Raw genomic sequence first — 17531 nt, 5'->3', positions numbered from 1 at the left:
TTGTCAGTGATAGAAGATGTGAAAGATGCCGACCGCCAGACTCGCGGCACCGAACAGTGCCGCGAGCGCGAGATAGGTTTTACGGACAACAACGATGTCGTCGAGTCCGGGACTGTCGGTACAGCAGCCGCGCAGCGGAGTATACATCAGTGGCCTCCGCAGCATCCGCCGGCCGGCTTGGTGGCGCGGATGAAAGCGCTGATGACCTTGCCGTCCGCGTGCGCCGCGAGGGCGAGCTGGCTCGGCGTCATGCCGAGATCCTTGAACCACTCCTTGGCGTCGTCGGCCGTATAGGTGTGGGTCGGCTCGATGCCGATGTTGGTAAATCCCGCCGCCTTGAGCTTGGCTTCGTATTCGACGTCGGCAAGCGACCCGGCCAGGCAACTGGCCCAGAGCTCCATATCCTTGCGCAATTCGTCGGCGATGGCACCCCGTGCAACCGTGTCGGACACGGCAAAACGCCCGCCCGGCTTGAGGACGCGGAATGCTTCGCGGAACACTTTGTCCTTGTCGCCCGAGAGATTGATGACGCAGTTGGAAATGATCACGTCCACGGAATTGTCGGGCAACGGAATGGCTTCGATCTCGCCTTTGAGAAACTCGACGTTGGTAAGGCCGGACTTCTCCTTGTTCTCGTTGGCAAGCTTCAGCATTTCGTCGGTCATGTCGAGGCCGTAAGCCTTGCCGGTCGGGCCGACGCGGCGCGCCGACAGAAGCACGTCGATGCCGCCGCCGGAGCCGAGGTCGAGCACGGTTTCGCCGGCCTTCAGTTCGGCCAGCGCCGTCGGGTTGCCGCAACCGAGCGAGGCCAGCACGGCCTTGTCCGGCAAACCGCTGGTTTCGGCCAAGTCATAGAACTCGACCTTCACGTCCTTGCCGCCGCCGCAGCTGCAATGCTGCGCATTGCTGCTGTTGGCGTATTGGCCGGCATCGGCACGCTTGGCGGCCTCGGCATAATGCGTACGCACGGTGTCTTTCACGTCGCTCATGAGCGTTCCTTTCCGCAACAGGTGACTTTTTTGGGTTCGACAACCCGATTGCGGGTGCAGCACTCGGCGTAGAGAAACGCCAGAAGCTCCTGCAAAGCCTCGTGGTTCGCCATATAGCGCAGGAACACGCCCTCGCGCTTTACGATCACAAGGTTCTCGCTTTTCAGCTTGTCGAGGTGATGGGACAGAGTGGAATTCGGAATGCCGAGTTCTTCGCCGATCTCGCCCACCACCATCCCCAAGGGATGCGCGGACAAGAGCAGCCGCACGATCCGCAAGCGCGGCTCGGTGCCCATGGCTGCCAGCATGTCGGCATAGCGGGTGAGTTCGGCGTCGTCGGCCATTCCGGTCTCCAATTTCTATATTTCTACATATATCGAAATATACCCAGCGTCAACCCCGCCTCGCCCTTTTTGGCGATTTCAGTCACGGCGCCCGAAGCGGCCGTGGACCAGCAGGAACAGCGCCGGAATCACCGCCAGCGTCAGTACCGTCGACGACACCATGCCGCCGATCATCGGCACCGCGATGCGCTGCATGATTTCCGAGCCGGTGCCACGCGACCACAGGATCGGCACCAGGCCTGCCATGATCGCCGCCACGGTCATCATTTTCGGCCGCACGCGGTCGACGGCGCCGGTCATCACGGCCCGCATCAGGTCGGCGGTCGTCGCGCTGCGGTTCTCCGCCGCCGCTTTCGCCCGCTCCTCCTCCCACGCGTGATTGAGATAGATCAGCATCACCACGCCGGTTTCCGCCGCCACGCCGGCAAGCGCGATGAATCCGACCGCCGCTGCGACCGACAGGTTGAAGCCCATCGCCCACATCAGCCAGAATCCGCCGACCAGCGCGAACGGCAGCGACAGCATCACAATCAGCGTATCGGATATGCGGCGGAAATTTAGCCACAACAGGAACAGGATCAATCCCAGCGTCGCCGGCACCACGATCCGCAGCCGTTGATTGGCGCGTTCCATGTATTCGAACTGGCCGCTCCAGCGCACGTAATAGCCCGGCGGGAAATGCACCCGCTCCGCCACCGCCCGCTTGGCATCGTCGACAAATCCGCCGAGATCGCGATTGTGGAAATCGACGTAGACGTAATTGACGAGCTGCCCGTCTTCGGTGCGCACCATGGTCGGCCCGCGGTCGCGGCTGATCTTGGCGACTTCGCCGAGCGGCACCGCGCCGCCGTCCGGCAGCGACACCAGCGTATTGGCGGCAAGCTCTTCCGGGCTCGAACGGACATCGCGTGGATAGCGCACCACCACACCATAACGCTCGCGCCCTTCCACCGTGGTCGTAACCATTTCGGCGCCCACGGCACCGGAAACCGTTGCCAGAACGTCGTCGATGGAAAGCCCATAGCGCGCGATCTGATCGCGATCCGGTGCGATATTGAGATAATAGCCGCCGTTGATGCGCTCGGCATACGCGGAGGTTGTCCCCGGAACCGCATGCACCGCCGCTTCGATCTCGCGCCCCAGCCTCTCGATTTCGGCAAGGTCTTTGCCGTAGATCTTGATGCCCACAGGCGTGCGGATGCCGGTGGACAGCATGTCGGTGCGCGCCTTGATCGGCATGGTCCAGGCGTTCGAGATGCCGGGGAATTGCAGCGCCTTGTCGAGGTCCGCAATCAGCTTGTCGGTGGTCATGCCGGCGCGCCATTGCTCCTGCGGCTTCAGATTGATGACCGTCTCGAACATTTCGACCGGCGCCGGATCGGTGGCGGTTTCTGCCCGCCCCGCTTTGCCCCACACCGAGTCCACTTCGGGAAACGATTTGATGATGCGGTCCTGGGTTTGCAGGATTTGCGCCGCCTTGGTGACGGAGAGGCCCGGCAGCGTCGAGGGCATGTAGAGCAGTGTGCCTTCATTCAGCGTCGGCATGAATTCGCTGCCGACGCGCAGCACCGGATATAGACTGACGGCAAGAACCGCGGCCGCCACGCCGATGGTTGCCCACGGCCGCCGCAGCACCAGTGCGATCACCGGACGATAAACGCGGATCAGGAACCGGTTGACCGGATTTTTCGCTTCGGGTGCGATCTTGCCGCGAACGAACAGCGCCATCAGCGCCGGGACCAGCGTTACCGACAGCAAGGCTGCCGCCGCCATGGCGAAGGATTTGGTGAAAGCGAGCGGATGGAACAGCCGCCCCTCCTGCTCTTCCAGTGCAAAGATCGGAATGAACGACACCGTGATGACCAAGAGACTGAAGAACAGCGCGGGACCGACCTCGATCGCCGCCGCGATCAGCACTTTGGTGCGTGGTTCGTCGGGCGCGGCGCGTTCCAGCCGCTTGTGCGCATTCTCGATCATCACGATGGCCGCATCGACCATGGCGCCGATGGCAATCGCGATGCCGCCGAGACTCATGATGTTGGAGCCGAGCCCCAGCGCATGCATCGCGATGAAGGCGATCAGAATGCCGACCGGCAGCGTGAAGATCGCGACCAGCGCGCTTCGCACATGCATCAGGAACAGGAAGCACACCAGCGCCACGATGACGCTTTCCTCGAACAGCGTGCTTTTCAAGGTCGCGATGGCGCGCTCGATCAGTTGCGAGCGGTCGTAGACCGGGATCAGCTTGACGCCGTCCGGAAGACTGGCGGTGATTTCGGCAATCCGTGCCTTCACGGCGTGAATGACATCGAGCGCATTGGCGCCGTAGCGCTGCACCACAATGCCGGAGGCGACTTCGCCTTCGCCGTTCAATTCGGTCAGTCCGCGCCGTTCGTCGGGCACCTCTTCCATATGCGCGACGGCGGAGAGATAGACCGGCGTTCCGTTCTGCGCCTTCAGCACGATGCGGTCGAGATCGGCTTGCGATTTCAGATAGCCGCGGCCGCGGATCATGAATTCGGTTTCGGAGAGTTCAAGCGTGCGCCCGCCGACATCGGCATTGGCGCCCGCCACGGCGGAACGGATTTGCGCCAGCGTGATGCCGTAACTGCGCATCTTGCCGGGATCGGCCACCACCGCATATTGCTTGACGAAGCCGCCGACACTGGCGACTTCGGCGACGCCTTCGGTCTTGGCCAGCGCATAGCGCAGATGCCAATCCTGCAAAGAACGAAGCTGTGCGAGGTCCTGCTTGTTGCCGGTCAGCGCGTATTCATAGACCCAGCCGACGCCGGTCGCGTCCGGTCCGAGGCTCGGCGTCACGCCTTGCGGCAGCTTCTGTGCGGCGCCGTTCAAATATTCCAGCACGCGCGAGCGCGCCCAGTAGATGTCGGTGCCTTCTTCGAAGATCACATAGATGAACGACACGCCGAAGAACGACACGCCGCGCACCGTCTTGGCCTTCGGCACGCTGAGCAGGGCCGAAGTCAGCGGAAACGTGACCTGATCCTCCACCACTTGCGGCGCCTGGCCGGGATAATCGGCATAGACGATGACCTGCGTATCCGACAGGTCGGGAATGGCGTCGAGCGGAATGCGGCTGACGGCCCATATGCCGGCCAACACCACGACGGCGGTAGCGACCAGCACGGCCGCCCAATGCTGCGCCGACCAGCGGATGATGCGCGCGATCATTTGCCGTTTCCGAAAGTTTGAAGTGCGGTCTGCAGATTGCTCTCGGCGTCGATCAGGAAGTTCCCCGTCGTCACCACCTGTTCGCCTTCCTTGAGGCCGGACAGGACTTCCACGGTATTGCCGCCGCGGGCGCCGAGCTTCAGCGTGCGCGGTTCGAACACACCGTTGCCTTTGGCGACGAACGCAATCTGGCGGGTCCCGTCGTCGATCACCGCCGACGCCGGAATGGTGAGCGCCGCCATCGCCGCCGCGGGCGCCGCGATGCGCACATCGGCGTATTGGCCAAGCCGCAAGCGGCCGTCCTTGTTGGCCACGGCGATGCGGACCTTGGCGGTGCGGGTGGCAGAATCGAGCTGCGGATAGACAAACAGCACCTTGCCTTCGAACGAGGCCGACGGCTCATTGCGGAAGCTGACCGTCGCGGTCTGCCCCACGCGCACCGAGGCGAGATCGCGCTCGGAAACATCGGCAAGAACCCAGACGCGGGATAGATCGGTGGTCTTGAACAGCGTATCGCCGGTCGCAAAATGCATGCCCTGCACCACCGGCTTTTCCATCACTGTGCCGCCGGCCGGGGCTACGAAGGTCACCGAGCGGGTCGGAACGCCGCTTTTCGCCATCGCATTCAGCTCGGATTGGGCGACGCCGTATTGGCGCAGCAGATTGGCGGCGACGGCGGCGTGATCCGCTGCCCCGCTTTGCAGCGAGCCGATATAATCGGCTTCCTTCACCAGCAGTTCCGGACTTTCGACCCACACCCGCATCAGCGGCTGTCCGGCGCGCACCACATCGCCGGTCTGCGAAACGTAAAGCTTTTCGACGAAACCGGTGAAGCGGGCGCTGAGGATCGCTTGGCGCGATTCATCCGCCGCCACAATGCCGGTGGCGCGGATCGAACTCGCCAGCGAAGCGCGCGTGACCGGCGTCGTGCGCACGCCGGCGCGCTGGATTTTCTCCGTCGTCAGGCGCACGGCGCCGCGCACCTTCTGCACCTCATCGGCATAGACGGGCACATACGCCATGCCCATGGCGTCCTTCTTCGGCACCGGCGAGGTGTCGGCGAGGCCCATCGGATTGCGGTAATAGAGGATCTTGCGGCTTTTGCCGGCCGCGGTGGCGGGAGGCGGCGATGCCGCCTCCGCGCTCTTTCGTGTCGCCGTGACGACGACCGATCCCGTCACCGGTTTGCCGTTGACGGTGCCCTTGAGGATCACCGCCCAGCGTCCGGGGGCGTATAGATTGGTCTGGACCGTCACCACGCCCGACGTCTCGCTTTTCACGATCTTGGCATCGGCCGTCATGTCGGCCATGGCGTCGGGGCTCATGTCGACGCGGACCGACGCACCCGCCACGGTCTCAGCGACGGGCTTGCCGCTGCCGTCCACCAATTGCACGCGGATGGTGCGGGTGGTGTTGAAGGGAACGGACGGGTCGAGAGCCTTGAAGCCCATGCCCGATCCGGCGAAAGCCGAGTATGCCAGCACCAGCCCGAAAGCCAGTGCGGCCAGCAACATGCGTTGCATGAATGCACTCCTTATGCCTGAAAATTCTCAGGCGCATCGTTTGAAACCCGCGCGCAGGTGCGCGCGTCACTGCGAAGCAGCGCTACGGTCCGTCAAACGATAGGAGGGCGGTCGTCCGGTGGGGCGCTCAGTCCGGCGAGCGTGCGATGGCCGTCCGGCACACGCTCATGAGCCGTCGCGACAAGCGGCATGACGGTGTCGTGCACCAGGGCCGCCAGTCCGAAGCAGCCGAGCATGCCGGCGCAGACCTGCATGTTTTTGCAGGGCGACGCCGGTGCTTTCATCGGCTTCATGTGATCGCACGGCGACGTGGCGTGCTCGCAATCCATGCCGTGCGTCATGGCGGTCTGTGGCGCGGGCATGGCCATCGCCCCCGGCAAAACGGCGACGAAGAACACCAGTGCCAAAATGGCACTGAGGACCGCGCGCACCGGGGACGTCTTCAACCGCATGCCGTAGATGTTAGTTTAGAATGCCCCTAGACGCAAAGGTGCCTTCGTCACACCGGTTTTGCGCAGCGATACGGCCGGGTTTGGGCCAACGGTTCTCCCAAACCGAGAAACCCGCCCCGACGTCACCAAGCCGTCTATACGAAACCCCTATTCCCGCCCCGCCGCGCGCAATCTCGAATCTATATGGGGTGCGGCGCCATCCTCCGCCCGTTCGTGGAGGACAAAATGTTCGATCTTTTGATGCTGGCGCTCGGCCTCGGCTTCTTCGCCGCCGCTGCCGCCTACGTCTTCGCCTGCAACCGGCTGTGACGGCGATGGACCTTGATTATGCGCTGGCCGCGCTCGTGACGGCCGCTATCGCCATTTACCTTCTGATCGCGCTCCTGCGTCCGGAAAAGTTCTGACCATGACCGCCAATGCCATTCTGCAGATCGTCCTGTTCGCGGCCGCGGTGACGCTGACCGTGAAGCCGCTCGGCGCCTATATGGCCGCCGTATTCGAAGGACGCCGTACCGTCCTCTCGCCGGTGTTCGCGCCGGTCGAGCGGCTCCTCTATCGCGCCGCGGGTCTTAATCCGTCTACGGAGCAGCACTGGACCGCCTATGCGCTTGCCATGCTGGCATTCAGCGTCGCCGGGCTGGTGTTGCTGTACGCGATCCTCCGGCTGCAGGCGTATTTGCCGTTCAATCCGCAAGGACTGCCGAACGTTCCGGCCGATCTTGCCTTCAACACCGCCGTCAGTTTCGTCACCAACACCAACTGGCAGAGCTACGCCGGCGAGACGACGCTGTCCTATTTCAGCCAGATGGTCGGGCTGACGATGCACAATTTCGTCTCCGCCGCGACCGGCATCGCGCTCGCCATCGCCCTCATCCGCGGCTTCGCGCGGCGGTCCGCCAAGACGGTCGGCAATTTCTGGGTCGATCTCGTGCGCGCCACGCTCTATGTGCTGTTGCCGCTGGCGCTCGTCATGGCGCTGGTGCTGATCGGACAAGGCGTGCCGCAGAATTTCTCCGCCTACACCGCCGTGACCACGCTCGAAGGCCTTAAGCAGACCCTCGCGCAGGGGCCGGTCGCTTCGCAGGAGGCGATCAAGATGATCGGCACCAACGGCGGCGGCTTCTTCAATGCCAATTCCGCCCATCCGTTCGAAAACCCGACCGCGATCACCAATTTCATCGAACTGTGGTCGATCCTCGCGATCAGCGCGGCGCTGACCCACACCTTCGGCCGGATGGTCGGAAACACCCGCCAAGGCTGGGCCATCTTCGCCGTCATGGGTCTTCTCTGGCTCGGCGGGCAGGCGGTCTGCAGCGTTGCCGAATATCAGCCGAGCGTGAAACTCGCCGCGCTGCATGTCGACCAGACGCCGAATGCGCAGCAGGCGGGCGGCAACATGGAAGGCAAGGAGGTGCGGTTCGGTATCGTCAATTCGACGTTATGGGCCGTCGCCACCACCGACGCCTCCAACGGCTCGGTCAATGCGATGCACGACAGCTTCACCCCGCTCGGCGGCCTCGTTCCGATGTTCAACATAGAACTCGGCGAGATCGTGTTCGGCGGCGTCGGATCGGGACTGTACGGCATGCTCCTGTTCGCGATCCTGGCGATGTTCGTCGCCGGGCTGATGGTCGGGCGCACGCCGGAATATCTCGGCAAGAAGCTGGAGGCGCGCGAGGTCAAGATGGCGATCCTCGCCATTCTGGTCACGCCGCTGGCGACGCTGATACCCGCCGCGATCGCCTCGGTGACGCCCGCAGGCCTCGCCGGATTGAACAATGCCGGTCCGCACGGCTTTTCCGAGATCCTCTATGCCTTCTCGTCGGCGGCCGGCAACAACGGCAGCGCGTTTGCGGGTCTTACCGCCAACACGACATTCTACAATCTGACCCTCGCGGTCGCGATGCTGCTGGGACGCTTCCTCTGGATCGTGCCGATGCTGGCGGTCGCCGGTTCGCTGGCGGCGAAGAAAATCGTACCCGCGTCGGAAGGCACCTTCCCCACCACCGGTCCCTTGTTTGTCGGCCTTTTGACGGGCGTCGTCCTGATCGTCGGCGGCCTCACTTTCTTCCCGGCTTTGGCGCTCGGGCCGCTCGCGGAGCATTTCGCGATGCATGCCGGCGCCCTTTACTGAGACACAGCCATGAAAACCTCCCATGTCATCCGCGACGCCGCTTTCGGTGCGATCAAGAAGCTCCATCCGCGCGCAATGGTGAAGAACCCGGTGATGTTCGTGGTCGAGATCGTCGCCGCGCTCACCACCATCCTGTTCGTCCGCGATATCGCGCTCGGCCGCGGCAGCTTCGGCTTCGCGCTGCAGATCAATCTCTGGCTCTGGTTCACGGTGCTGTTCGCCAACTTCGCCGAGGCCTTGGCGGAAGGCCGCGGCAAGGCGCGCGCCGCCTCTCTTCGCGCCACCAAAGTCGACATGACGGCAAAGAAGCTCGCCGATCAGAAACTGAAGCTGTGGCGCAAGGTTCCCGCCTGGGAGTTGGAACGCGGCGATCTGGTGCTGGTCGAAACCGGCGAGCTGATCCCTTCCGATGGTGAAGTGGTGGAAGGTGTCGCCTCGGTCGACGAGAGCGCCATCACCGGCGAAAGCGCGCCCGTGATCCGCGAATCCGGCGGCGACCGCTCCGCCGTGACCGGCGGCACCCGCGTCCTGTCCGATACCATCGTGGTGAGGATCACCGCGACGCAGGGCTCGACCTTTCTCGACCGCATGATCGCCCTGGTCGAAGGCGCCGAACGGCAGAAGACGCCGAACGAGATTGCCCTCAACATCCTGCTGGCGGGTCTGACGCTGATTTTCGTGTTCGCGGTCGCCACGATCCCGGCTTTCGCGGCGTACGCCGGCGGACGCATCTCCGTGCTGGTGCTGGTGGCGCTGTTCGTCACCCTCATCCCCACCACCATCGGCGCGCTGCTGTCGGCCATCGGCATTGCCGGCATGGACCGGCTGGTGCGCTTCAATGTGCTCGCGATGTCGGGACGCGCCGTGGAAGCGGCAGGCGATGTCGATACGCTTCTGCTCGACAAGACCGGCACCATCACGCTCGGCAACCGCCAGGCGACGGCGTTCCTGCCGCTGCCGGGGGTCGATGAACGCGATCTCGCCGATGCGGCGCAGCTTGCCTCGATCTCCGACGAAACGCCGGAAGGCCGTTCCATCGTCGTGCTCGCCAAGGAGAAATACGGCATCCGCGGCCGCGATGTCGGGCATGCGCATTTCGTACCCTTCTCCGCCCAGACGCGGCTGTCCGGCATCGACCTCGACGGCATTACCATCCGCAAAGGCGCGGTCGATGCGGTGCTTGCCTGGGCGGGGCCCGCGGCCGATGCCGACGCGCTGAAATCCATTGCCGATACCATCGCCAAGCAAGGCGGCACGCCGCTGGCGGTGGCGCGTGATGGCATTCTTCTCGGCGTCATTCACCTGAAGGACATCGTCAAAGGCGGCATCCGCGAGCGCTTTGCAGCGCTGCGCCAGATGGGCATCCGCACGGTGATGATCACCGGCGACAATCCGCTGACCGCCGCCGCCATTGCCGCCGAATCCGGCGTCGACGATTTTCTCGCGCAGGCAACCCCCGAGACCAAACTGAAACTCATCCGCGACGAACAAGCCAAAGGCAAGCTGGTGGCGATGTGCGGCGACGGCACCAACGACGCGCCCGCGCTGGCGCAGGCCGATGTCGGCGTGGCGATGAACACCGGCACCATGGCGGCACGCGAGGCCGGCAACATGGTCGATCTCGACAGCGATCCGACCAAACTCATCGAGATCGTGGAGATCGGCAAGCAACTCTTGATGACGCGCGGTGCGCTGACGACGTTTTCCATCGCCAATGACGTCGCCAAGTATTTCGCCATCATCCCGGCAATGTTTCTCGCTTTCTATCCACAACTTCAGGCTCTGAACGTAATGGGCCTGCATTCGCCCGAGAGTGCCATCCTGTCGGCGATCATCTTCAACGCCCTCATCATCATCGCGTTGATCCCGCTGGCGCTGAAAGGCGTCACATACCGCCCCATCGGGGCCGCCGCGCTGTTGACGCGCAACCTCTTTCTCTACGGCCTCGGTGGCGTCGTGGTGCCGTTCCTCGGCATCAAGCTGATCGATGTCGCCATTACCGCGATAGGACTGGTGTAGGAGAGCCGCGATGCTCAAAACCCAAAAACTGTCATCCCCGGCCGAGCAATCCGAGCGAAGCGAGGAATGTGAGGGGAAGGGGACCCAGGTGCATAAACCACGACGATCTTCGCAAACCAGCAAGAACGCTGGGCATCCGCTTTATCATCCCGTCGATTTCAACACCTGGGTCCCCTTCGCCGCGGCGCGGCTTCGGCCGGGGATGACACTGTGCTGAATATTGCAACTAGCCAACCTTCTGGTGCTGCCATGAAAGACTATTTCCGCCCTGCCCTTGTGATGCTGGCGCTTCTCACGCTCGTCACCGGCGTGCTTTATCCCCTCGCCGTCACCGGCATCGGCCAGGCCATTTTTCCGCGTCAGGCGGCGGGCAGTCTGATCGAAAAGAACGGCCGCGTGATCGGCTCCGAACTGATCGGCCAGAATTTTTCCAATCCGCGCTATTTCTACGGCCGGCCTTCCGCGGCGGGAGCCGGTTATGACGCGGCCAGTTCCGGCGGTTCCAATCTCGGGCCGACATCGAAGAAGCTGATCGACCGGGTCGCGGCCGATACCGCCAAGCGCCGCACCGAAAACCCCGGAACGCCCGTCCCGGTCGACCTTGTCACAACATCCGCGAGCGGGCTTGATCCCGACATCACCCCGGCAGCGGCACAGTTCCAGGTGCCGCGCATCGCCAAGGCCCGCGGGATCGATCCGGCCCGCCTGCGCGCACTGGTCGAACGCCAGACGGTGGATCGCCCCTGGGGTCTCATCGGCGAACCGCACGTCAATGTCTTGAAGCTCAACCTCGCGCTGGATGCGATGGCCCGCTAATATGGCCTCATGAGTGACTCTCCACGCCCGTCGCCGGAAGCCCTGCTTGCCGATGCGGGCGACAGCAGCCATGGCCGCCTCAAGGTCTTTCTCGGCTTCGCGCCGGGCGTCGGCAAGACCTACGAGATGCTGTCCCAGGCGCGCCGGCGCAAGGCCGAGGGCACCGATGTCGTCATCGGCGTGGTGGAGACGCACGGCCGCGCCGAAACCGACCGGCTGACGCGCGGCATCGAGGCCATTGCCAAGCGCAGTATGCCCTACAAGGGCCACACGCTCGCGGAGATGGACCTCGACGCCATTCTCGCCCGCAAACCCCGGCTGGTGCTGGTGGACGAGCTTGCCCACACCAATGTCGACGGCAGCCGTCATCCCAAACGCTATCAGGATGTCGAGGAAATCCTGGCGGCGGGGATCGACGTCTACACCACGCTCAACGTCCAGCACATCGAAAGCCTCAACGATGTGGTGGCGCGCATCACCAAGGTGCGGGTGGCGGAAACGGTGCCGGATTCGGTGCTCGACCGCGCCAACGATGTCGAACTCGTCGACCTCACGCCGGAAGACCTGATCCAGCGGTTGAAAGACGGCAAAGTCTATCTGCCCGACACCGCCGAACGCGCAGCGCAGAACTATTTCGTGCCCGGCAACCTCACCGCCCTGCGTGAGATCGCCTTGCGCCGCACCGCCCAGCGGGTCGACGACCAGATGGTCAATTACATGCGGGCGCATGCCATCTCCGGTCCGTGGGAGGCAAGCGAACGCGTGCTGGTGCGGGTCAACGAGCGGCCGGGCGGCGTGGCGCTGGTGCGCTACGGACGGCGCTTGGCCGACCGCCTCCATGCCGCCTGGACCGCCGCGTATGTCGAAACGCCGTCGGCCCGCAATTTCACCGAGGAAGAACGCGACCGCATCGCCGAGGCGTTGCGCGTGGCGGTGCGGCTCGGCGGCCAGACGGTGACCATTCCCGCCGCCAACGTCGCCGACGGCATTGTCGATTACGCCCGCGCCAACAATTTCACCCACATCGTCACCTCGACCACGCGGCGCACCTGGTGGGAAACGTTGCTGCGCCGCTCGACCACGTTCGAGATCATCCGCCGCGCCGGCGGGGTCAGCGTGCATGTCGTGCCCGAACAGCTCACCGCCGCCTTGCGCGGCCGCGAGGCGCGCCGCACGTCTCCGCGCATCGACCGCCGCGCCTATGCCGTCAGCCTCGTCTACACCGCCGCCGCGCTCGCCGCCGGTTTCGTGCTGAAACGCTATTTCGGCATTACCAATGTCGGCCTCGTGTTCCTGCTCGCGGTGCTGGCGAGCGCGGTGCAATACGGGCTGTGGCCGTCGCTGGTTTCGTGCGCGGTCGCGGTGTTGGCGTTCAACTTCTTCTTCCTGCCGCCGGTCCACACCTTCACCATCGCCGATCCCGAAAACATCGTGGTGCTGGTGACGTTCGGCATCGTCGCGGCCATCGCCAGCAATCTGACGGCGCGGGTGCGGGCGCAGGCGCTGGTGGCGCGCGAACGGGCGACGGTGACCGAAAGCTTGTACCAGTTCTCCAAGAAACTCGCGGGCGTCTATGCGCTCGACGATCTGTTGTGGGCGACCTCGTTCCAGATCGCGCAGATGCTGAAAGTGCGCGTGGTGATCCTGTTGCCGGAGAACGGGCTTCTCACCGTGCGCGCGGGCTATCCGCCCGAGGACGTGCTCGACGAGTCCGAAGTCGCCGCCGCCAATTGGGTGTGGGAGCATGCGACGCCGGCCGGACGCGGCGCGGATTCGCTGCCCGGCGCCAACCGGCTTTATCTGCCGATCCGCACCGGGCGCGGCGCCATCGGCGTGATCGGGCTCGACTGCGACAAGCCGGGACCGATCCTCACGCCCGATCAGCGCCGCCTCTTCGATGCCCTCGCCGATCAGGCGGCATTGGCCATCGAGCGCGTGCTGCTTGCCGTCGACATCGAGAAAAGCCGCCTCGCCGCCGAAACCGAAAAGCTGCGCGCGGCGCTGCTGACCTCGATCAGCCACGATCTCAGGACGCCGTTGTCGGTGATCCTCGGCGCCGCCTCCAGCCTCAAGGATCTCGAAGGCGCGCTCGATCCGGCAAGCCATCGCGAGCTCATCACCACCATCGAAGAGGAAGGCCAGCGGCTCAACCGCTTCATCGCCAATCTGCTCGACATGACGCGGCTGGAATCGGGCGCGCTGGCGCCGCGTCTGGAACTCACCGACATCGGCGACGTCGCCGGCAGCGCCGCGGCGCGCGCGAACCGCATCCTCGCCGGTCACAAGCTGACGCTCGTCGTCGAGCCCGATCTGCCGCTGGTGAAACTCGATCCGGTGCTGTTCGAGCAGGTTCTGTTCAACGTGCTCGACAATGCCGGCAAATACGCGCCCGAAGGCACCACGGTCCGTCTCACGGTGCGGCGCGACGGCGGAGCCTTGCGCCTCGAAATCGCCGACGAAGGCCCCGGCATTCCGCCCGCCGACCTCGAGCGCATCTTCGACAAGTTCTATCGCGTGCTGGCGGCCGACCGAAAGCGCGCCTCCACCGGCCTGGGGCTTGCCATTGCCCGCGGTTTCGTGGAAGCCATGGGCGGCACGCTGACGGCGGCCAATCGCGAGGACCGCAGCGGCGCGGTCTTCATCATCACCTTACCGGTCGAAACGCCATGACACCTTTGCGCATTCTTGTGGTCGACGACGAGCCGGCGATCCGGCGCTTCCTGCGCACTTCGCTGGGCTCGCAAGGCTATCAGGTCGAAGAGGCCGAAGACGGCACTGCCGCGCTCGCCGCCATGAGCCACGCGCCCGATCTGATCGTGCTCGATCTCGGCATGCCCGGCATGGACGGCTTCGAAGTGATCCGTCATTTGCGCGAGTCCGGCGCGACGCTGCCGATCGTGGTGTTGTCGGTCCGCGCCGACGAAGCGGGCAAGGTCCGCGCCCTCGATCTCGGCGCCGACGATTACGTCACCAAGCCGTTCGGCATCGAGGAGTTGCTCGCGCGCATCCGCACCGCGCTGCGTCACCGCCTGCAACAGGAAGGCGAGCGCCCGGTATTCAAGGTCGACGCGCTGTCGCTCGATCTGGTGCGGCGCGTGGTGACCGTGGCGGGCGCCGAGGTGAAGCTGACGCCCAAGGAATACGACATTTTGCGCCTTCTGGTGGCCCATGCCGGCAAGGTGCTGACCCACAAATTCATCCTTAACCAGGTGTGGGGCACCGAAACCGACGTGCAATACCTGCGGATCTACATCCGCACCCTGCGTCAGAAGATCGAAGCCGATCCCGAACAGCCCAAACTGATCCTGACCGAACAAGGCGTCGGCTACCGGCTGAAAGCGCCGGATTGAATGCTTTTGCTTGGCAATGCCATAATGGCGGCATGCTTATTCTCGAACTGGCCGTCGTCGCTTTCCTGATCGTCCTCAACGGCGTCCTGGCGATGTCGGAACTGGCCATCGTTTCCTCGCGCCGCACCAAGCTGAAGAGTTTCGCCGACCGCCGCATTGCCGGCTCGCGCCGCGCCCTCGAACTTGCCGACAATCCGGGACGGTTCCTTTCCACCGTGCAGATCGGCATCACCCTGGTAGGCGTGTTGTCGGGCGCATTTTCCGGCGCCACGCTGGGCCTCAAGCTCACCGCCTGGCTGATGGCGAAAGGGCTGCCCGAAGCGGCGGCCGATGCGCTCGGTGTCGGCACGGTGGTGGCCGGGATCACCTATCTGTCGCTGATCGCAGGCGAGCTGGTGCCCAAGCAGATCGCGCTGTCCGATCCCGAACGCATCGCGGTCCGCGTGGCGCCCGCCATGATCGTACTGCAGAAGATCGCGAGCCCCCTCGTCTCCCTGCTCGATATGTCGGGTGCGCTGGTGTTGCGCCTGATGGGACAACGCCGGACCAAACGCGAAGGCCCAACCGACGACGAGATCAAAGCCCTGATTGCCGAAGCCGAAAGCGCGGGCGTGCTCGAAGCCGACGAGCGGCGGATGATTTCCGGCGTGATGCGGCTCGGCGACCGTCAGGCGCGCGGCGTGATGACCCCGCGCACGGACGTGGCCTGGATCGACACCGGCATGCCGCCGGAGGAAGTGCGCCGCCTCGCGGTCTCGACGCCGTTCACGCGTCTTCCCGCCGGTCCCGGCATCGACGAATTGTCCGGCGTGATCCGTATTCACGAACTGCTCGCGGCCTATCTCAGCGGCAAGCCGTTCGAGATGGGAAAACTCATCCGGCCCGCACCGGTGGTCTACGATCAGGCCGATGCGCTCGACGTTCTCGCGCTCCTGCGCACCGCGGCGGTACCGATGGCGCTGGTGCACGACGAATACGGCCATTTCGAAGGCGTGGTCACGCCCGCCAACATCATGGAAGCCATCGCCGGCAGTCACGGCGGACCATCGGGCGACGACGGCGCGGTGCGGCGCGAGGACGGCTCGTGGCTGATCGCAGGCGATCTCAATGTCGACGAGATGGCCGACATCGTCGGCTTTCCGCTGCCCGCGCATCGCGACTACCAGACCGCGGCCGGCTTCGTGCTGTCGCTGGCGCGCCATCTGCCCACAACCGGCGAAGTGTTCGTGTCGCAAGGCTGGCGTTTCGAAATCGTCGACATGGACGGGCGCCGCATCGACAAGGTGCTGGCGTCACGCCTGCCGTAAGCGCGCGCGCCGCAGCCCCGCGCCGATCACCACCGCGCTGACCGCCAGCCCGACGAACAAGGGATGCAGCGGCAGATGGAAGACGAACCGTCCGCACACCGCCGCCAGCGTCGCCAGCGCCATCGAGACGGCGGCCCTGCGTCCGTTCAGGTGGCCCGGCCGGAACACGGCGAGCGCCATCGGCAGGAACACGCCGGCGCCGCGCAGCGCCATCGAGAGATAGTTCCATGCCAGCACCTGCGATCCGGCATTGGCGAGCGCGATCGCGAAGGCCAGCGCCGTCACCGCCAGCACGGCGAAACGGTTGAGCCACAACAGCGCCCGCCCGTCGCGAATTTTCAACAGGCCGCGGCCGAAATCGCCGGCGATCATGGTGCCGATGCCGAGCGCCAGCCCCGAGATCGAACCCACCACCGAAAACAGGATTCCGGCGAGCCCGATGCCGCCGATCACCGGCGGAACTTCGGTAACCAGAAATACCGGCAAGGCATAGATCGCCGCCATATCGGGATGGGCCGCATGCATCGCCATGCCGATCGCCACGCACGGCAATCCGACCGGAATGCTCAAAAGCCCCGCCACCAGCGTGCCGCGCGCCGCGGTCCTGGTGTCGACGGCGGAGAACATCGCCTGGATATAGGTCTGGGTGCAGATCATGCCGACCAGCAGCGCGACGAAATCGGCGATGGTCTGGGATACCCCGTGCGCAAACGGATCGAACCAGGGATCGAACGGAAACACCGTCGAGAAATCCGGCACGCGGGCAAGCGCAATCGCCGCCGCAACTCCCGCCACCGCGAGCGCCAGTCCGATCGCCGCCATCTTCAATAGTCCGGCAAGCCCCGCACCTTTGAGGCCGCCGAAGAACACCGTGCCGATCACCAGGGCGGCGATGATCGCGCCCGCCTGCCACGGCACCAGCCCGAACAGCACGCCGATAAGCGCAATACCGGAGATCGCGCTCGCCACCGCGCTGAACAGGATACCGGTCGACGACACCGCACTGGCGATCAGTCCCGCCGCGCGGCCGTAATGGCGGGTGAGATATTGCGGCAGAGTTTCGAGGCCGGAGGCGCGCAACGGCTTGGCGTAAAAGCACGCCATCAGGATCAGCGCGATGCCGACGCCGAGGGTGAACCACCACGCCGTGATGCCGTAGGAAAACGCCATCTGGGCGGTGCCGATGGTGGAGGCGCCCGCCACCGAGGTTCCGGCGATGGAGCCGGCGATCATGGTGGGACCGGCGCGCCGCCCCGACAGCGAGAAGCCTTCCGCCGATCCGACTTTGCGCGCCGCATGCACGGCCAGCGCCACGAACGCGGCGAGCGTCGCGAACAATCCGAGCAAATGACCGACAGAAAGCGTGAACACGGCGGCAGCCCTTCGCCGGAAGGCGTTACAC

The 17531-nt window shown here is 64.7% G+C and carries 15 protein-coding genes; 8 read left to right on the top strand and 7 right to left on the bottom strand.

Annotated features, from left to right (window positions below; all coding sequences use genetic code 11):
* Window positions 1–3: 3 nt before the first annotated feature.
* The 6 genes from FHS84_RS17140 to FHS84_RS17115 all read right to left on the bottom strand — a co-directional run bounded on the left by FHS84_RS17140 (window position 4) and on the right by FHS84_RS17115 (window position 6503).
* Window positions 4–147 carry a hypothetical protein gene (locus tag FHS84_RS17140; protein WP_166936635.1) on the bottom strand — a complete coding sequence of 48 codons (144 nt, stop codon included), beginning with the start codon at window positions 145–147 and terminating at the stop codon, window positions 4–6.
* Complete coding sequence (locus tag FHS84_RS17135; RefSeq protein WP_166936633.1) at window positions 147–989, bottom strand: arsenite methyltransferase; 843 nt, start codon at window positions 987–989, stop codon at window positions 147–149. The genes FHS84_RS17140 and FHS84_RS17135 overlap by 1 nt, the downstream gene beginning before the upstream one ends.
* The gene (locus FHS84_RS17130; RefSeq protein ID WP_166936631.1) at window positions 986–1333 is read right to left on the bottom strand and encodes an ArsR/SmtB family transcription factor; all 348 of its coding nucleotides are present in this window, start codon (window positions 1331–1333) and stop codon (window positions 986–988) included. Before FHS84_RS17130 ends, FHS84_RS17135 begins: the two co-directional genes overlap by 4 nt.
* A gap of 78 nt (window positions 1334–1411) precedes the next feature.
* Window positions 1412–4528, bottom strand: coding sequence for an efflux RND transporter permease subunit (locus tag FHS84_RS17125; protein ID WP_166936629.1), 3117 nt, complete (start codon window positions 4526–4528; stop codon window positions 1412–1414).
* A complete protein-coding gene (locus FHS84_RS17120) occupies window positions 4525–6051 on the bottom strand; it encodes an efflux RND transporter periplasmic adaptor subunit (protein ID WP_166936627.1) in 1527 nt (508 codons plus the stop codon). Before FHS84_RS17120 ends, FHS84_RS17125 begins: the two co-directional genes overlap by 4 nt.
* 92 nt (window positions 6052–6143) lie before the next feature.
* The gene (locus FHS84_RS17115) at window positions 6144–6503 is read right to left on the bottom strand and encodes a hypothetical protein (RefSeq protein ID WP_166936625.1); all 360 of its coding nucleotides are present in this window, start codon (window positions 6501–6503) and stop codon (window positions 6144–6146) included.
* 183 nt (window positions 6504–6686) lie between these two features.
* Between FHS84_RS17115 and FHS84_RS22100 the strand changes: the two genes are divergently transcribed.
* From FHS84_RS22100 to FHS84_RS17080, 8 genes are all read left to right on the top strand, one after another.
* A complete protein-coding gene (locus tag FHS84_RS22100) occupies window positions 6687–6812 on the top strand; it encodes a hypothetical protein (protein WP_279589346.1) in 126 nt (41 codons plus the stop codon).
* Window positions 6813–6817: 5 nt separating this feature from the next.
* Complete coding sequence (kdpF, locus tag FHS84_RS17110; RefSeq protein WP_166936623.1) at window positions 6818–6907, top strand: K(+)-transporting ATPase subunit F; 90 nt, start codon at window positions 6818–6820, stop codon at window positions 6905–6907.
* Window positions 6908–6909: 2 nt separating this feature from the next.
* Window positions 6910–8637, top strand: a complete 1728-nt coding sequence (gene kdpA, locus FHS84_RS17105; RefSeq protein WP_166936621.1) for a potassium-transporting ATPase subunit KdpA — start codon at window positions 6910–6912, stop codon at window positions 8635–8637.
* Between the two features lie 9 nt (window positions 8638–8646).
* Window positions 8647–10656 (top strand): potassium-transporting ATPase subunit KdpB, encoded by a 2010-nt coding sequence (gene kdpB, locus FHS84_RS17100; RefSeq protein WP_166936619.1) that lies wholly within the window; start codon window positions 8647–8649, stop codon window positions 10654–10656.
* Between the two features lie 249 nt (window positions 10657–10905).
* The gene (kdpC, locus tag FHS84_RS17095) at window positions 10906–11472 is read left to right on the top strand and encodes a potassium-transporting ATPase subunit KdpC (RefSeq protein WP_166936617.1); all 567 of its coding nucleotides are present in this window, start codon (window positions 10906–10908) and stop codon (window positions 11470–11472) included.
* Window positions 11473–11481: 9 nt separating this feature from the next.
* Window positions 11482–14142: a sensor histidine kinase gene (locus FHS84_RS17090; RefSeq protein WP_166936615.1), complete on the top strand. Its 2661-nt coding sequence runs from the start codon at window positions 11482–11484 to the stop codon at window positions 14140–14142.
* On the top strand, window positions 14139–14822 hold the full coding sequence (locus FHS84_RS17085) for a response regulator transcription factor (RefSeq protein WP_166936612.1): 684 nt from the start codon (window positions 14139–14141) through the stop codon (window positions 14820–14822). The genes FHS84_RS17090 and FHS84_RS17085 overlap by 4 nt, the downstream gene beginning before the upstream one ends.
* A gap of 32 nt (window positions 14823–14854) precedes the next feature.
* Window positions 14855–16129: a hemolysin family protein gene (locus FHS84_RS17080; protein WP_166936610.1), complete on the top strand. Its 1275-nt coding sequence runs from the start codon at window positions 14855–14857 to the stop codon at window positions 16127–16129.
* On the opposite strand, the gene FHS84_RS17075 is transcribed toward FHS84_RS17080, so the two are convergent.
* Window positions 16115–17500, bottom strand: a complete 1386-nt coding sequence (locus tag FHS84_RS17075) for a sodium:solute symporter family transporter (RefSeq protein WP_208393925.1) — start codon at window positions 17498–17500, stop codon at window positions 16115–16117. The genes FHS84_RS17080 and FHS84_RS17075 overlap by 15 nt on opposite strands.
* Between the last annotated feature and the right edge of the window lie 31 nt (window positions 17501–17531).

The sequence above is a fragment of the Rhizomicrobium electricum genome (assembly GCF_011762045.1).
GTDB classification, from domain to species: domain Bacteria; phylum Pseudomonadota; class Alphaproteobacteria; order Micropepsales; family Micropepsaceae; genus Rhizomicrobium; species Rhizomicrobium electricum.
Note: the sequence above shows the minus strand (reverse complement) of the source record. Positions and strands in the feature narration are given on the sequence as shown.

Bases quoted from the DNA above. Each gene is read 5' to 3' on its own strand.
- kdpF (WP_166936623.1), top strand. From the start codon at position 6,818: ATGGACCTTGATTATGCGCTGGCCGCGCTCGTGACGGCCGCTATCGCC.
- kdpA (WP_166936621.1), top strand. From the start codon at position 6,910: ATGACCGCCAATGCCATTCTGCAGATCGTCCTGTTCGCGGCCGCGGTG.
- FHS84_RS17080 (WP_166936610.1), top strand. From the start codon at position 14,855: ATGCTTATTCTCGAACTGGCCGTCGTCGCTTTCCTGATCGTCCTCAAC.
- FHS84_RS17130 (WP_166936631.1), bottom strand. From the start codon at position 1,333: ATGGCCGACGACGCCGAACTCACCCGCTATGCCGACATGCTGGCAGCC.
- kdpB (WP_166936619.1), top strand. From the start codon at position 8,647: ATGAAAACCTCCCATGTCATCCGCGACGCCGCTTTCGGTGCGATCAAG.
- FHS84_RS17085 (WP_166936612.1), top strand. From the start codon at position 14,139: ATGACACCTTTGCGCATTCTTGTGGTCGACGACGAGCCGGCGATCCGG.
- FHS84_RS17115 (WP_166936625.1), bottom strand. From the start codon at position 6,503: ATGCGGTTGAAGACGTCCCCGGTGCGCGCGGTCCTCAGTGCCATTTTG.
- FHS84_RS17120 (WP_166936627.1), bottom strand. From the start codon at position 6,051: ATGCAACGCATGTTGCTGGCCGCACTGGCTTTCGGGCTGGTGCTGGCA.
- FHS84_RS17125 (WP_166936629.1), bottom strand. From the start codon at position 4,528: ATGATCGCGCGCATCATCCGCTGGTCGGCGCAGCATTGGGCGGCCGTG.
- kdpC (WP_166936617.1), top strand. From the start codon at position 10,906: ATGAAAGACTATTTCCGCCCTGCCCTTGTGATGCTGGCGCTTCTCACG.
- FHS84_RS22100 (WP_279589346.1), top strand. From the start codon at position 6,687: ATGGGGTGCGGCGCCATCCTCCGCCCGTTCGTGGAGGACAAAATGTTC.
- FHS84_RS17090 (WP_166936615.1), top strand. From the start codon at position 11,482: ATGAGTGACTCTCCACGCCCGTCGCCGGAAGCCCTGCTTGCCGATGCG.
- FHS84_RS17140 (WP_166936635.1), bottom strand. From the start codon at position 147: ATGTATACTCCGCTGCGCGGCTGCTGTACCGACAGTCCCGGACTCGAC.
- FHS84_RS17135 (WP_166936633.1), bottom strand. From the start codon at position 989: ATGAGCGACGTGAAAGACACCGTGCGTACGCATTATGCCGAGGCCGCC.